The sequence below is a fragment of the Streptomyces sp. NPDC001668 genome (genome assembly GCF_042893155.1).
Taxonomy (GTDB): Bacteria; Actinomycetota; Actinomycetes; order Streptomycetales; family Streptomycetaceae; genus Streptomyces.
In genome coordinates this window covers 216419-231516 of the sequence record NZ_JBIAUQ010000001.1, presented here as the reverse complement: position 1 = coordinate 231516, position 15098 = coordinate 216419, and the positions used below count along the sequence as shown (strand labels likewise).

Here is a 15098-nt window from a genome sequence, read left to right as displayed (position 1 = left end):
CATTATCGGGCGCCCGGAGGGCGTCGGCTCAGCGGGGACCCGTCACCGGCAGTTGTCCGCGGCCTCGATCAGCCGTGCCGCTTCGCCCAGGGCCGCCCGCAGCACCGCCGGATCCGTCGCCAGGTCGGCGTCACCGGGCGGCAGCAGCCAGTCCGAGCCCTCCACGGGCGGCTCCGGAGCCAGCCGCAGCCCCCGGCCGTCCGTCTCCGTGCAGGTGCTCCCCGGCACGTCCCAACCCGCCGCCGTCCCGGGCGGAACCAGGAACCCCAGCGTCTGGCCACCGTCGTCGTGCAGCACCGGCCCGACCCCGTCCCCCACCCCCCGCCGCAGGATGTCGACGGCCTCCAGGCCGTGTCGCGTCGGCACCGTGACCACATCGCACGACACCGGCGTACAAGGATCGACGCTTTGGCTGATCTCCATCGCGGCCTCCACCCGAGGAACCCTCGTCCGACTCCGAGGAGTTCAACGCGCGCCCGCGTCAACGGCTACGGCGAAAGACCGCCGCAAAGGATGGCAGTTCATGGCAGATCTCGGATGAGATATCCGGTTTGTAGCCAAACCCCGCATGGCGACCCGGACACAGCAGGTACGTTCTTGCCCGCCGGAAACAGGGCGTCACACTGACAAACCAGTCAACTCGCCCCGTCCCCCGGCATGGTTCGACGGTTCGCACGAGAGGGCCCGGCCATGGCGTCGTCAACGGTGACCTCGTCCCAGTACCCCACACCACCGCGGCCGAACCTCGCGTTCCGGCGCCTGCGCGGACAGCGCTCGCCGGCCGAGTTCGCGGCGGCGGTGCGGCGGGCCGCGCGCGAGATCGGTGAGCGGGTCAGCTGCGACGCACGCTATGTGGGCCGCGTCGAGGCGGGCGAGATCCGCTGCCCCAACTACGCGTACGAACGGGTGTTCCTCCACATGTTCCCCGGCCGCACGCTCACCGACCTGGGCTTCGCGCCCCGCTCCTCCGTACGCGGACGCCGGGCGCGGGAGGCGTCTGAGACGCCGGGGGCACCCGAGCCGTATGACACGCAAGACACGCAGGACCCTGACGAGACGTACGACAACTACGAGGAGAGCGACGTGCTGCGTCGCGCATTCATGACCGGCGGGGGCGCCACGGTGGCCGCCGCCTCACTGGGCCCCCTCGGGCTCGCCGCCGACGCCACGGCCGCCGGACGGCCGGTCCGCCGCGCCGGGACGGGCGAGGCGGGTGCCCTGGAAGAGGCCGTGCGCAGGATCCGGCTGCTCGACGACCGGCACGGCGCGGACGGCCTGTACCGGCGCGCCGCGGCTCCACTGCGCGCCGCCTACGCGCTCCTTGACGCGGGCGCGACCCGGCAGACGACCGCCGACCGGCTGCACTCGGGCGCGGGCGAACTCGCCATCTCGGTGGGCTGGCTCGCGCACGACTCCGGACGGTTCGACGACGCCCGCTCGCACTACGCGGAGGCGCTGGCGACGGCCCGGTTCACCGGTGACGACGGCCTGGAGGCGCACGCGTTCTGCAACACGGCCTTCCTCGCGCGCGACGCGGGACGGCCGCGGGAGGCGGTGCGGGCAGCTCAGGCCGCGCAGCGGGTCGCCCGGCCCCTGGGCTCACCCCGCCTGATGTCGCTGCTCGCGCTGCGCGAGGCGGGCGGCTGGGCGGGACTCGCCGACCGCACGGGGTGCGAGCAGGCACTCGCCCGCGCGCAGGCCTTCTTCGAGCGGGGCCTCTCGGACGCCGACCCCGAGTGGATGAGCTTCTACGGCGAGGCCGAACTGGAGGGCCTGGAGGCGCAGTGCTGGTCCACCCTGGGCGACTGGCGCCGGGCCGCCCGGCACGCGCGCCGGGCGGCGGATCTCCAGGACCCGCACTTCACCCGCAACATCGCGCTGTACACCGCCGAACTCGCCGACGACCTGGCCCGCGGCGGCCACCCCGACGAGGGCGCGGCGGCGGGGCTGCGGGTGCTGGAGCTGCTGGGCGAGGTCGAGTCGTCCCGCATCCAGACGATGCTGGCGGGGACGGCGAGGGTGCTGCTGCCGCATCGGCGGGCTTCGGGGGTGTCGGCGTTCCTGGAACGCCATGCGTCGATGCCGCGGACTGCGTGAGGGCGGTTCTTGTTCGGCTGCGGGCCGGTGGGGGCTGGTCGCGCAGTTCCCCGCGCCCCTGAGTGGGTACAGCCAGGCAGGCTGTCACTGCACCGACCTAGGGGCGCGGGGAACTGCGCGAGAAGCCCCACCGGCCCGCGGCCGGGCAACTACCCCAGATGCCCCAAGTCGTTCCAGCTCTCGATCGCCGGCTCCCCGTAGGCCCAGCCCAGCACGGACAAGGACGTCGGATTAAGCCGCACCCGCGCCGCGAAATCGATCGGCGACCCCAGCCACCGCGCACAGATGGACCGCAGGATGTGCCCGTGCGCGAACACCAGCACATCCCGGTCCGCCGAACGCGCCCACGCGACGACCTCGTCCGCGCGGGAGGTGATCTCCGCCAGGGACTCCCCCTCGGGGACGCCGTCGCGCCAGATCAGCCACCCCGGCCGCACCGCCTGGATCTCCTCCGGCGTCATGCCCTCGTACGCGCCGTAGTCCCACTCCATGAGCGGGTCCCAGGTGGCCGCCCGCTCCCCGAAGCCGGCGAGTTCGCAGGTCTCACGCGCGCGTGCCAGCGGGCTGGTGCGTATCTCCACTCCGGCAAGGCCGTCGTACGGGGCCCGGTGGAGCCGCTCGCCGAGCAGTTTGGCGCCCCGCCGGCCCTCCTCCAGGAGCGGCACGTCGGTCCTGCCGGTGTGCTTGCCGGACAGCGACCACTCCGTCTGTCCATGCCGGGCCAGCAGGATGCGCGGTGCCATGAAGAAACCTTTCCGGGGGAAAACGGAGGCGGAACCCCTCCATCATCGCTCACCCTGTGGGAGGGCAACCCGATGGCCGGTCTCAGCGTCTTTGAGGGCCGAAGGCGCTGCGTGGGGGCACTCCACGAGAGCCCGCACATACGCCGTAAAGTGGCACCCCCGGACAACGACCGCCGGACGCCGCGCGAAACGAAGGGGGACAGGATCGGATGCCGCTGACCGAGACACCAGGCACCGAGGCAGTCCCGGAGACGCGGCTGCGCTGGTGGACCGAGCTGCCTCTGATCCTGTTGGTGTACGCCTGCTACAGCGCCGGCCGGCTCCTCGCCAGGGGTGATGTCACGGGCGCCGTCGACCACGGTCTGGCGATCCTCAAGATCGAGAAGGTCCTGTACCTCAACGCGGAGCACCCGCTCAACCGGCTCTTCACCGACCAGGCCTGGATCGGCGTACCGGCCGACTTCTGGTACGCCTCGCTGCACTACCTGGTCACACCCGCCGTCCTGGTCTGGCTCTTCCGCTCCCGGGCCGTGCACTACCGCGCGGCCCGCACCTGGCTGATGACGTCCACGTTCATGGGCCTGATCGGCTTCACCCTGCTGCCGACCTGCCCGCCCCGCCTCCTCTCGGCGGGCCACGGCTTCGTCGACACCATGGCCCAGTACAGCTCGTACGGCTGGTGGGGCGGTGAGGCGAGCGCGCCCCGGGGCATGGGCGGCATGACGAACCAGTACGCGGCCATGCCGAGCCTGCACGTCGGCTGGGCGCTGTGGTGCGGTGTGATGCTGTGGCGCTACGGCAGGACGCGTACGACGAAGGTCGCGGCCGTCGCCTACCCGCTGATCACCACGATCGTGGTCATGGGCACCGCGAACCACTACTTCCTCGACGCGGTCGCCGGCGCGGCGGTGATGGGCGCCGGGTTCCTGCTCGCCCCGTACGTCAGCCGGGCGGCGGAGCGGGCCACGGATGGTGTCCGAGCCCGGATAGCCGCCGTCTCGGTCGCCTCTCGGGACACAGAGCCCTCAATTGTCAGTGGCGGATGCCAGACTTCCGCGGGTGAGCACATTCCACGGCAGCGCGAGTCACGCTTCGGAAGCGGAGTCGAGCCGAGTGCCGCTCCCACGGACGCGGGGGACGGCGCTCCGGCAGCGGCTCGCTGAGCTGCGCGGGCCCGAGGTACCGGCCAAGGCACTGGACGCGCGCGCCCTGGCGGCCCTCGCCGCGAACCCCGGCTGCAAGCGGCGCGCGATCCTCGACGGCGCCGGGGTGGACAAGCAGGCACTGGCGGGCGCGCTGGGTTCGCCGTCCGCCTTCGGGCAGTCGCAGTTCGCCCTGACGCGGGGCAACGCCTTCGAGGCGAAGGTCAAGGCGGACGGCGGCGCGGAGCTGCTGCGGCTGGTGCACGAGCGCCTGGACCGGACCGCCGAACCGCCCGCCGGGGCCGAGGTCCCCGACCTCACGGCGATCGGTCCCGAGGGCCGCACCGCGCGGACGGCGCTCGCCCTGCGCGAAGCCACCGAAGCACAGGGGTGGACCCTGCTCGACCACCCCATGCTGGCGCTCGATGTGGCCGGCTCCCCCGCCTTCCTGGAGCCGGACGCGGTGGTGGTGCACCCGGACGGCAGCTGGACGGTCGTGGAGATCAAGTCCTTCCCGATGCTGGACGGTTCGGCGGACCCGTCGAAGGTGGGCGCGGCCGCCCGCCAGGCCGCGGTGTACGTCCTCGCCCTGGAGGAGGTCGCCGCCCGTCTGGAACCGGCTCCGAAGGTCCGCCACCGGGTCCTGCTGGTCTGCCCCAAGGACTTCTCCAACCTGCCCACCGCCTCGGCCGTCGACATCCGCAAGCAGCGCGCGGTCACCGCCCGCCAGCTGGCCCGCCTCACCCGCATCCAGGACATCGCCGACGCTCTCCCCGAGGGCACCTGCTTCGCCCCCGACCTGCCCGCCGCCGACCTGACCGCGGCGGTCGAGTCGGTCCCGGCGACCTACGCCCCCGAGTGCCTGTCCGCGTGCGAACTGGCCTTCCACTGCCGGGACCGCTCCCGCGCGGGCGGCGCGGTGACCTCCCTGGGCCGCTCGATGCGCGCGGAGCTGGGCGGTCTGACGACGGTCGAGGAGGTCCTGGCGGCGGCCCGCGGCGAGGCCGGCGACCCGGACGACCCGGCGGTGGCGGCGCTGCGCAGAGCGGCGGAACTGCGCGCGGAGGCGCTGGGGGTGAGGGCATGTCGCTGATCGCCACGCTCGCCCGCCTGGAAGCCGTCAGCACGGGCCGCGCCCAGCCCGCCGCGACCGTCCGTCACCGCCGTCTCTCGGACCGCCCGCTCGTCCTCGTCCCGCTCACCACCGCGGGCGAGGCCGGTGCCCCGCTGGGCGCGCTCGTGGGCACCGACCGGGACGCCCCGCACCTCCTGGTCGTACCGCAGCCGCGCGACCGGGACCTCAGGTTCGGCTTCCTGGCCGAGCTGGCGGACATCGTGCTGCCGTACGTCGACGGGTACGCGGAGGCGGTGGAGGCCGCCGAGCGCAACGAGACGGATCCGGAGACCGGCAAGCGCGTCAAGGTCGAGGTCGAGCTGTGCGCGGACGCCCCGCAGCTGATCCTGCCGAGCCGCGCGGGCATCGATTTCGTACGGCTGCTCGGGCGCTCCATGCGCTTTCGGCGTACGGCGGAGCAGGACCCGGAGACGCCGTATCCGGCCCCGCCCCGGGTGCCGTTGCTGGGCCGGTGGCTGACCCACTTCGGGGAGCGGGCCCGGGTGCCGGGCTCCTCGCTGCTGCTGGCGATGACGGACGTGCTGGCCCGGCACTGGTCCACCGGGCAGTCCACGCTCGAGGACCAGCACCTGGGCGCGCTGCTCGCCTGGATCGACCCGCCGGAGGGCCGCTCGGGCGCCGAGGCCGCGCTGGAGGCCGAGCTCGCCCGGGACGACCGGGGCCAGCTGCTGCATCCGCCCGCCGGTCCCGCCACCGACCCGGCGTTCGACAACAAGCTGCTCGCCCCCGCCTTCGAGCGCTACGACCGCGCGCGGACCGCGCTGGCCGCCGCCGAGGACGGTCTGGAGGCCGACGACCGGCTCGGCGCGCTCACCGCCGCCGAGCAGGAGATCCGCGCCCTCGTCGCGAGCCGCACGCGTCCGACCTGGGACGCGGTATGGCGGGGTCTGGACCTGCTGCGGGCGCTGCCCGAGGGGGCCCATGTCGAGGAGCGGTGGACGCGCGACCGCTGGTCGTTCACCAGCCACCGGGACCGGGTCGTTGCGGGCGAGCCCCCGCAACCGCGCCGCGACGACGCGGTCACCGCCGCCAACAAGCTCGCCTCGCGCGAGCGCGAGCAGGCCCGCCTGGAGGCGCAGGAGGCGCTCGACGACCCGCTGGTGATGGCGGGGCGGCGGCTGGCCGGTGAGGCGTTCGCCGGGGAGGTCACCGACGTGGTGATGACGTACAGCGAGGGGAAGCGGCCGAGCCCGCGCCCGCTGGTGACCGTGCGGACCGACGACCGGCCGCATCTGGGCGAGCGGGCCAAGGTGTACCGCTCGCTGGGCGGCAAGCCGCAGTCCGCCGAGTTCGTGGGGTACGAGGACTCCCCCGAGGGCTCCTTCGGGGGCTCGCTGATCGTGCTCAAGGTCCTCGACAAGATGGGCCGCGGCAAGGAGCCGGAGACCGGGTCCGTGCCGGAGAAGGGCGACCGGGTGTGCTTCACGCTGTTCGAGCACGAGCAGCGCGGCGGCGCGAAGCTGCCCGACCCGGAGGAGACGCCCTGGACGCACGGCGGGCCGCCCGGTGAGGCCGTGCAGGAGGCCGCTGATCCCCTGACCCCGGAGGATGTGCTGTGACCCCCCAGACCTCCGGGGCCACCCAGGGCTCCAGGGCCTTCGACCCCGGTGCCGAGGCCGCCCGGGCCACCGACGCGATCCTCCACGACACGCTGCACGGCACCCACCGCGGTGTCGTCGTCGACTCCCCGCCCGGCGCCGGGAAGTCCACCCTCGTCGTCCGCGCGGCACTGGAACTGGCCGACGCGGGGCGCCCGTTGATGGTGGTCGCGCAGACCAACGCCCAGGTCGACGACCTCGTCCTCAGACTCGCCGAGAAGAACCCCGGGCTGCCGGTCGGGCGCCTGCACAGCAGTGACGCCGACCCGTACGACAAGGCGCTGGACGAGCTGCCCCAGGTCCGCAAGTCGGCGAAGGCCGGCGATCTGACCGGGCTGCCCGTGGTGATCTCCACGGCCGCCAAGTGGGGGCATGTGAAGGTCGACGAGCCGTGGGCGCACGCGATCGTGGACGAGGCGTACCAGATGCGCTCGGACTCGCTGCTGGCGGTGGCGGGGCTGTTCGAGCGGGCGCTGTTCGTGGGCGACCCGGGCCAGCTGGATCCGTTCGCGATCGTGGGCAGCGAGCAGTGGGCGGGGCTGTCGTACGACCCCTCGGCCTCGGCGGTGACGACCCTGCTGGCCCACAACCCCGAGCTGCCCCAGCACCGCCTGCCGGTGTCCTGGCGGCTCCCCGCCTCGGCCGCGCCCCTGGTCTCGGACGCCTTCTACCCGTTCACGCCCTTCCGCAGCGGCACCGGCCACGACGACCGTCGCCTCACTTTCGGCGTCCCTTCGGACGGCTCGGGCCCCGACCGGGTGATCGACGCGGCGGCCGAGTCGGGCTGGGGCCTGCTGGAGCTGCCCGCACGGCACACTCCGCGCACGGACCCGGAGGCGGTGCGGGCGGTCGCGACGGTCGTACGGCGGCTCCTCGACCGGGGCGGGGCGGCCACGTCGGAGCGCTCGCCGGATCCCGCGCCGCTGACGGCCGACCGCATCGCGGTGGGCACGGCGCACCGGGACCAGGCGGCGGCGGTCCGCGCGGCCCTGACCGACCTCGGCGTCACGGACGTCACCGTCGACACGGCGAACCGTCTCCAGGGCCGTGAGTACGACGTCACGGTCGTCCTCCACCCGCTCTCCGGCCGCCCCGACGCCACCGCCTTCCACCTGGAGACGGGCCGCCTGTGCGTCCTGGCCTCCCGCCACCGCCACGCCTGCATCGTGGTGTGCCGCGCGGGCGTGACCGACCTCCTGGACGACTACCCGTCCACGGAACCGGTCCAGCTGGGAACCCTGGTGAAGTTCCCGGACGGCTGGGAGGCGAACCACGCGGTACTCGCGCGGCTGGCGGAACACCGGGTGCCGTGGCGGCCGTGACCGGGCCCCGCCGACACCCCACCGGACGGAGTCCGGGCCGCCGCCGGAGGCGGCCGATGGATACAGCCCCGACGGCCGGGAGGCGAACCACGCGGTACTCGCGCGGCCGGCGGAACACCGGGTGCCGTGGCGGCCGTGACCCGCGTCCCGTGTGATCGCGAGTGGTCGGGAGCGGGAACACCACGGGGGCCGTATCGCTTGGTACCGCCGGAGGCACCCGGCCCTCTTGCACGGGCGCGGGACAATGGACGGTGGCCCATGCATCGGCGGGCCGTAGGTACGGACGACGTACGAGGAGGACGAAGACATGGCGGAGCCCACGCCGCGTCGGAACGAACCGCGGCTACGCCCCGCGCCCCTGCTGTTCGAGCCCGCACAGGTGGCCGACGACCCGGAGCACTTCTTCGACCTGGAGTCGATCGACGACCCGCGCGCGCTGCTGACCCGTTCCACCGAGCTGGCGCACGCGTTCCGCGCGGCGGCGGACCGTGCCGTGGAGTTCCAGGCGATGGCGGCGGCCCAGCTGGCCGACCCACGGCGGTTCGACCGCCTCACCACGGCGGACATCGCCGAGCGCGCCGAGTGGACCGAGGACTACGCGAAGAAGATGGTCGAGTTCGGCCGGGAGCTGCTGCGCGGTGCGGAGGACGGGGCGGGGCACGCCGACCCTGTCTGAGTCTGGGCCCCGTCTGAGTCCCGGCCCCGTCTGAGTCCCGGCCGCCACAGACGTCTCAGTAGGAGACGTAAAGAATCCCTGGCATATGCCAGGCGGGCAAGATACTCCTCACTGCCCCCGCCTGTCCCGGTTTCCCGCAACCCTGAGGAACCGCCCGCTCACACCCGGTAGATGTATGCGGCATGAGCACTCGCGACGAACCGCTCTCCGAACCGTTCTCCGACCGCTTCGACGTCTCCGGCGTCACCGCTGACGGGGCCGCCTGGCTCGCCTCGGCAGGAACGTATCCGCGCAGCACCCTGTCGCTCTGGGAGGAGCACCCCGCCGCCCCGGTGGTACTGCCCTGCGGCGCCGCCTTCGACGTGGTCAGCGCCCCCGCGGTCTTCGGGCGCCGGATGCTCGACCGGCTGTGGGACGAGGGGCCGGGCTCGGGCCCGGTGGCGACACTCCGGGGCCGGATGCTGCTCTTCGCGGCGCCGGGCACGGCCCAGCGACTGCCGTCCCTGCTGCGATGGGAGGAGTTCGGCCGTACGGCCGCGATCCCGCCACTGCTGTGCCACGGCACCGGCGACGCGGTGACCGTCCCGGCCCCGCTGAGCTCCGCGGAGTCGGCGCCGGCCTGCCGCTGGCTGGTCGCCCCCGACACCCGTCACCCCTGGCTGCCGGGCCCGGAAATCCTGCTCTGGGCGGCCGTCCGGGCGGCCCGCACGGCGGTGCGGATTTCAATTTTTCCCCCGGCCGATCAGGATGCTAAGGTCTACGACGTCAGCAGGCGCCGCTAGCTCAGTTGGTTAGAGCAGCTGACTCTTAATCAGCGGGTCCGGGGTTCGAGTCCCTGGCGGCGCACAGTCTGTGACCTGGGCATCCTTCCCTCCGGAAGGGTGCCCTTGGTCGTTTTCGGGGTCGCTGCCTGCGCCTGCGCCGAGAAGCCGCCCGATCAGTTGCTCGTTGTGCGTGAGTCCCTGGATGGCGAGAACATAAAGATGTCCGATTCGATACCGCATCCGCACAAATGGCGCGAAGGGCCGCGGCGCGCAGCGCCGGTGGTGATCCATGAAGGTGTCGAAAACTGCTGCCGCGTTCAGCATCGCCGTCAGTCTTGGCCTCGCGGGGTGTGCCCAGCACACTGGCACCTCCCCGACCTCGACCTCGCCCTCGACCTCGACCTCGACAGGGCTGCCGTCTCCACCTCCCAGCGCCCCGGCAACGCCCTCGACGCAATCAGCGCCGGCAGCAGCTCCCCGCAGCGATCCGGCAGATCCTGCTTCTGTCGTCGAGAGCTTCTACGCCGCGATCAATGCCCACGACTACCACCGGGCATGGGAGCTGGGAGGAAGCCACCTCGGCCGGCCCTACGCCGACTTCGCGGCGGGCTTCGCCGACACCGCCGCCGATGTGATCAGCATCGGCGACGTGAACGGAACCACGGTTGACGTCCAGCTCCACGCCGTCCACACCGACGGGAGCACCGCCGACTACGCCGGTTCGTACCGTGTCGTGAAGGGGACGATCACCAGCGGCTCACTGCACCTCGTTGCGACCACTGCGGCGACTCCAACTCCGGTCCCCACCAGGCCGGACGGCCCCGTCGGAGCCCTCAATCCGGCCGTGACCCAGTCCACGATCCACTCGACCATCTGTGTGCCGGGCTGGACGGCCACGATCCGGCCCCCGGCCAACAAGACCGAGCAGCTGAAGAAGCAGCAGCTCGCGGCGTCCAGTGCGGCCGACAAAGACCCCTCGCACTACGAGGAGGACCACGTCATCCCCCTGGAGCTGGGAGGGGCGCCCTCCGACCCAGCGAATCTTCGCCCGGTGCCGCTCTCCCAGGCACAGGGGGATGACCAGCTGGAGAACTCCCTGCACCGTGCGGTCTGCGACGGCAGGATGACGCTCACAGCCGCCCAGTCCCGGATGGCACAGGCGAAAGCCGCGGAGGCACTACCGTGATCGACCCGGTCGGCCCGGCCTGCCGCAAGGAGCTTTCACGACGGAGGCCGGGCGCGATCGCATCAGGCCACGGTCACCGGCGCCTGCAGTTCCGTCACCCAGTCGTCGCGGTTCTCGGGGCACTCCAGGTTGACCTCGCGGGGGTAGCCGTTCGACCGGTGGCCGTGGGCGTCGATCCAGCGGGTCAGGGTCTGGGCGGTGGGGAGCACGGTGTCCATCGAGCCGCGGTGCACTATGGTCGCCGCTTGTTCGAGGGGCGGCAGGTCGAGGATCCGGAAGGCGCCGTCCTGGAGAGGGGCGGAGACCTGGACGGCGGCGTGCACGCTGATCCTGCCGCCGCCCTCCGGGGCGTCCTCGTAGTAGGCGACACCGGGGCCCGTGGGGGTGATGCCCGCCGCGCCCAGGCGCCGGAACAGTTCGTCGTAGAGCGGCCCGATGACCGGGCCGATGTCCTCGGGCTCGAAACTCGCGGCGGTTGCGGTCAGCTCCGCCACCCGGACAGTGGGGACGCTCTTGATGACAACGTCGTTCGTGGGCATGTGCCCCTCGCTCTCGATCGCTCGGAGCCTCGCTTCGACCTGGACCAGCCGTGCACGCGCGGCGGCCATGGCGGTCTCCAGTTCGGCCCGCCGCAGCCGCAGCATGCCGCGCATCTCCTCGGCGCTGACCTTCTCGTCCACGATGTCCTGGACCCGCTGGAGGGTGAATCCGAGGTCCTTCAGCGCGATGATCCGGTTGAGGCGGGCGAGCTGCGCCGCGGTGTAGTAGCGGTAGCCGCTGGCAGGATCGACGTGGGCCGGGCGCAGCAGGCCGGTCGCGTCGTAGTGACGCAGCATCCGGACCGAGACGCGGCCGTGCCGGGCGAAGTCTCCGATGGTGAACATGATGTCTCCGAGCTGACCGCCTGACACGGTGTGAGGGTCAAGAAGCTACCTCGGCGGTCCGGGGACAGCGTCCCCCTCGACGCCGGTCGCCGAGCCGCCGGCCACCGAGCCACCGAGCCACCGAGCCACCGAGCCACCGAGCCACCGGCCAGGAAGTCACCCGACCGCGATCTCCACGTCCCACGCCCCCGCGGTCGTCCGTCCCGTCACCTTCACCCGTACGTCCCCCTCCCCCGGCACCGTGAAGCTCTCGCCCACGTCGAGCGGGGCGTCCGCGAGGGGTGGGTAGACGGAGTTCTCCCAGCAGGCCTCGGTGCGGGGGTGGGTGTCGATGACCTCGATGGGGCCGCCACCGGAGGCCGCGCCGCTGTGGACGCGGTAGATCAGCACACCCTGCCGGCAGACCGCCGCGTCGTTGCCCACCGCCCCGCGCGCCTCGAAGGCGAGCGCGCTGTCGGCGCCGGTGGGGACGACCGCGAGCTTGGTGCCGCGTCCGAGCCCGAAGATCCCGGCGTTGCCGGGGGCGGCCTCCAGCGGTTCCAGCGTCAGCCGCTTCGGCTCCCGGCCCCGTACGCACGCCACCTGCCGCCGTTCCAGCCAGCCCAGCTTCCACTTGTGCCAGGCGAACAGATCCGGGGCCAGCCCGAACTGGCTGCCCATCAGGTCCCAGTCGCCGACGTAGGTGTCCCAGTCGCCCTTGCCGTCCATCGGCCGGTGGTAGAGGTCCGGCAGGTCGAAGACGTGCCCGGTCTCGTGGGCCAGCACCAGCCGGTCCGGGGGGTGCTTCTCGAAGACGGTGACGACCCGGCGGATGTCCGTGCCGTCGGCACGCAGCGGCACGTCCAGGTTGACGACCTTCGTGGCGTCCGAGTCGACGCCGGGCGCGTCCGGGTCGGCGACGAAGTAGACGACGTCGTAGCGCGAGAAGTCGACCTGCCCGTCGGCCGCGGCGAGCGCGTCGCGCAGGTAGGCGCCCCGGTCCGCGGCACTCCAGTCGCGCTGTATGGCGTACGCCGTCGACGGGCGCGGCATCCGGATCCAGTGCCGCAGCGGGTGCGGGCGCAGGGTGAAACGGCCGTAGGAGGCGCGCTCGAAGAAGCTGGTGGTGGCCGGGAAGTGATCGGCGGTCAGCTCCGCGGGGGTGGTCAGGGGCGCGGCGTCCGGGAAGGACAGGAAGACCATCACCGCGTCCAGGGCGCGGGCCGGGCGCGGGTAGGCGGTGTTCCAGGTGTCCAGGCCCTCCGAGTGGTGGGCCTTGGTGCGTTCCAGGGCGCAGGGCGCCGAGGCGAAGGGTTCGGCGACCGAGGGGCCGGTGACGAGGGAGGTGGCGGCGAGGGCCGCCATGGTGGTGAACACGGCGGCGGTGCTGCGCAGTCGGGGGCGCGGCACATTGCGCGGAAACGGGCGCGGCGACGGGCGCGGCAACGGGACCTCCGGGAGCGGTTCACGGGACACCGCACCCAGCCTGTGTTGATTTGCGGTAATACGCCCTGTTTATCTGCACCGGACGAGTGACTTGGCGTGACCTCCCAAACCGGCCGACACCCCCGAATCGCTCACGGAACGTCACAACCGGTCCCGGGCCCGAAGAACCCGTCCAGCTGCGGGCAGAAACGATCTGCCAGAAGGGGTTGCCGGTCCTCGAGACTGGGCAATGGCTGGAAGGGCCCGGGGGCAGCCTCTATGATCGGCACACTTTCCTGCGCGGACAGCGATCGAGTGCACTGCGGGAGCTAGCGGTGAACGGAACGTCCGAAGGGCCGGCGCCCGCGGCAGACCTCGACGGGTCGGCCGTAACAGAGAGTGACTGCGCGACATCTGCTCGTACCGAGCCTCCGTCGCATCGCGCGGCCTTCGCGGCGGCGCCGCTGGCCATGGCCGTGGTGGACCGCGAGGGCACGGTCGTCGACGCCAACCCCGCCTTCGGCGAGCTGCTCGGCGCCGCGCCGGAAGAACTGGCCGGGGCATCGGCCGCCGATCTGGTGGACCTGGGCTCGGACACGCGCACCTGGCACAGCTATCGCGAGGTGCTGCGCGGCCGGCAGGCGAAGCTGCGCTGCAAGCGGCGGCTGAAGCATCCCGACGGGCACTCCATGTGGGCGCAGATCACGATCACCCCCCTGGCCGACGGCACGCCGGGCGTGCTGCTCTCCGTCGCCGACATCACCGCCCGGCGTGAACTCCAGGCCCGGCTGCGGCACTTGCAGATGCACGACCCGGTGACCCGGCTGCCCAACCGGACGCTGTTCTTCGAGCGGCTGACGGCCGCGCTGGAACCGGAGTCGTACGAGCAGGGCGGCACCGGCCGGATCGGGCTGTGCTATCTGGACCTCGACGGGTTCCAGGCCGTCAACGACACCCTCGGCCACCGGGTCGGCGACCGGCTCCTCGCCGCCGTGGCCGAACGGCTGACGCGCTGCGCGGGCGAGGCGGGCCACGGCCGGGCGACCACTCCCCTGGTGGCGCGGCTGGGCGGCGACGAGTTCGCGCTGCTCGTGGAGGACTCCACCGGCACGGAGCAGCTCGCCGACCTCGCCGAGTCCCTGCTGAAGGCCATCCAGGCGCCCTTCGACGTCTCCGGCCACCGCATGTCGGTGTCGGCGTCGATCGGGGTCGTGGAACGGCAGGCGGAGGGCACCTCGGCGACCGGGCTGATGCAGGCCGCCGACACCACGCTGTACTGGGCCAAGGCCGACGGCCGGGACCGCTGGACGCTGTTCGACCCGGAGCGCAACGCCCACCGCATGACCCGCCAGGCCCTCGCCTCCACGCTGCGCCCGGCCATCGAGCGCGGTGAGTTCCAGCTGGAGTACCAGCCGCTGGTGGGCATGGAGGACGGCCGGCTGCGCGGGGTCGAGGCGCTGGTGCGCTGGAACCACCCGCAGTTCGGGATGCTGACGCCGAATCGGTTCATCGCACTGGCCGAGGAGGACGGCTCGATCGTCCCGCTCGGCCGCTGGATCCTCGCCACCGCCTGCCGCCAGGCCCGGCAGTGGCAGCTGGACCACCCCGGCGAGCCGCCGATCTTCGTCAGCGTCAATGTGGCCGTCCGCCAGGTCTGGGACTCCGACCTGGTCGCGGACGTGGCGAAGACCCTCGCGGAGACCGGCCTGGCCCCGCACCTGCTCCAGCTCGAACTCACCGAGTCGGCGGTGATGGGCTCGGCGGGCCGCCCGCTCCAGGCCCTCCAGGCGCTGAGCGACATGGGCGTCGGCATCGCGATCGACGACTTCGGCACCGGCTACTCGAACCTCGCCTACCTCAGCCGTCTCCCGGTCTCCGTCCTGAAACTGGACGGCTCCTTCGTACGCGGCTTCCAGTACGAGGGGGAGGGCGTCGCCCCGAACCCGGCCGACGAGGTCGTCGTGGAGGCGATGATCCAGCTGGCCCACCGCCTCGGCCTCACCGTCACCGCGGAGTGCGTCGAGACCTCGGCCCAGGCCAGCCGCCTGCGCCGGATCGGCTGCGACACCGGCCAGGGCTGGCTGTACTCGCGGCCGGTGTCGCCGGATCGTATCTCCGGGCTGATGGGCGTGAAGGCCTGATGGGCG

Annotated in this window: 13 protein-coding genes and 1 tRNA gene; 10 read left to right on the top strand and 4 right to left on the bottom strand. The window is 72.7% G+C overall.

Annotation, left to right across the window (positions count from 1 at the left end; genetic code table 11):
- Window positions 1-42: 42 nt before the first annotated feature.
- Window positions 43-423 (bottom strand): hypothetical protein, encoded by a 381-nt coding sequence (locus tag ACFYZ8_RS01115; protein WP_388536433.1) that lies wholly within the window; start codon window positions 421-423, stop codon window positions 43-45.
- Window positions 424-690: 267 nt separating this feature from the next.
- Between ACFYZ8_RS01115 and ACFYZ8_RS01110 the strand changes: the two genes are divergently transcribed.
- Window positions 691-2097, top strand: coding sequence for a tetratricopeptide repeat protein (locus tag ACFYZ8_RS01110; RefSeq protein ID WP_388536432.1), 1407 nt, complete (start codon window positions 691-693; stop codon window positions 2095-2097).
- A 149-nt stretch (window positions 2098-2246) separates the two neighbouring features.
- Here the strand turns inward: ACFYZ8_RS01110 and ACFYZ8_RS01105 are convergent, their stop codons facing one another.
- Complete coding sequence (locus tag ACFYZ8_RS01105) at window positions 2247-2840, bottom strand: histidine phosphatase family protein (protein WP_359030417.1); 594 nt, start codon at window positions 2838-2840, stop codon at window positions 2247-2249.
- Between the two features lie 209 nt (window positions 2841-3049).
- On the opposite strand from ACFYZ8_RS01105, the gene ACFYZ8_RS01100 reads away from it, so the two are divergent.
- From ACFYZ8_RS01100 to ACFYZ8_RS01065, 8 genes are all read left to right on the top strand, one after another.
- Window positions 3050-4003, top strand: a complete 954-nt coding sequence (locus ACFYZ8_RS01100) for a phosphatase PAP2 family protein (protein WP_388536430.1) — start codon at window positions 3050-3052, stop codon at window positions 4001-4003.
- A complete protein-coding gene (locus ACFYZ8_RS01095) occupies window positions 3954-5075 on the top strand; it encodes a hypothetical protein (RefSeq protein ID WP_388536429.1) in 1122 nt (373 codons plus the stop codon). Before ACFYZ8_RS01100 ends, ACFYZ8_RS01095 begins: the two co-directional genes overlap by 50 nt.
- Window positions 5066-6676 carry a hypothetical protein gene (locus ACFYZ8_RS01090; RefSeq protein WP_388536427.1) on the top strand — a complete coding sequence of 537 codons (1611 nt, stop codon included), beginning with the start codon at window positions 5066-5068 and terminating at the stop codon, window positions 6674-6676. Before ACFYZ8_RS01095 ends, ACFYZ8_RS01090 begins: the two co-directional genes overlap by 10 nt.
- Window positions 6673-8037, top strand: coding sequence for an AAA domain-containing protein (locus ACFYZ8_RS01085; RefSeq protein WP_388536425.1), 1365 nt, complete (start codon window positions 6673-6675; stop codon window positions 8035-8037). Before ACFYZ8_RS01090 ends, ACFYZ8_RS01085 begins: the two co-directional genes overlap by 4 nt.
- A 307-nt stretch (window positions 8038-8344) precedes the next feature.
- On the top strand, window positions 8345-8713 hold the full coding sequence (locus ACFYZ8_RS01080) for a hypothetical protein (RefSeq protein WP_359030422.1): 369 nt from the start codon (window positions 8345-8347) through the stop codon (window positions 8711-8713).
- 182 nt (window positions 8714-8895) lie between these two features.
- A complete protein-coding gene (locus ACFYZ8_RS01075; protein WP_359030423.1) occupies window positions 8896-9495 on the top strand; it encodes a bifunctional DNA primase/polymerase in 600 nt (199 codons plus the stop codon).
- Window positions 9486-9559 (top strand) — tRNA-Lys (locus ACFYZ8_RS01070). Before ACFYZ8_RS01075 ends, ACFYZ8_RS01070 begins: the two co-directional genes overlap by 10 nt.
- A gap of 207 nt (window positions 9560-9766) precedes the next feature.
- Complete coding sequence (locus ACFYZ8_RS01065; RefSeq protein WP_388536423.1) at window positions 9767-10663, top strand: hypothetical protein; 897 nt, start codon at window positions 9767-9769, stop codon at window positions 10661-10663.
- A 62-nt stretch (window positions 10664-10725) separates the two neighbouring features.
- Here the strand turns inward: ACFYZ8_RS01065 and ACFYZ8_RS01060 are convergent, their stop codons facing one another.
- A complete protein-coding gene (locus ACFYZ8_RS01060) occupies window positions 10726-11547 on the bottom strand; it encodes a MerR family transcriptional regulator (RefSeq protein ID WP_388536422.1) in 822 nt (273 codons plus the stop codon).
- Between the two features lie 156 nt (window positions 11548-11703).
- Complete coding sequence (locus tag ACFYZ8_RS01055; RefSeq protein WP_388536420.1) at window positions 11704-13002, bottom strand: M6 family metalloprotease domain-containing protein; 1299 nt, start codon at window positions 13000-13002, stop codon at window positions 11704-11706.
- Between the two features lie 284 nt (window positions 13003-13286).
- Between ACFYZ8_RS01055 and ACFYZ8_RS01050 the strand changes: the two genes are divergently transcribed.
- Window positions 13287-15092: an EAL domain-containing protein gene (locus ACFYZ8_RS01050; RefSeq protein ID WP_359030426.1), complete on the top strand. Its 1806-nt coding sequence runs from the start codon at window positions 13287-13289 to the stop codon at window positions 15090-15092.
- The last annotated feature ends 6 nt before the right edge of the window (window positions 15093-15098 follow it).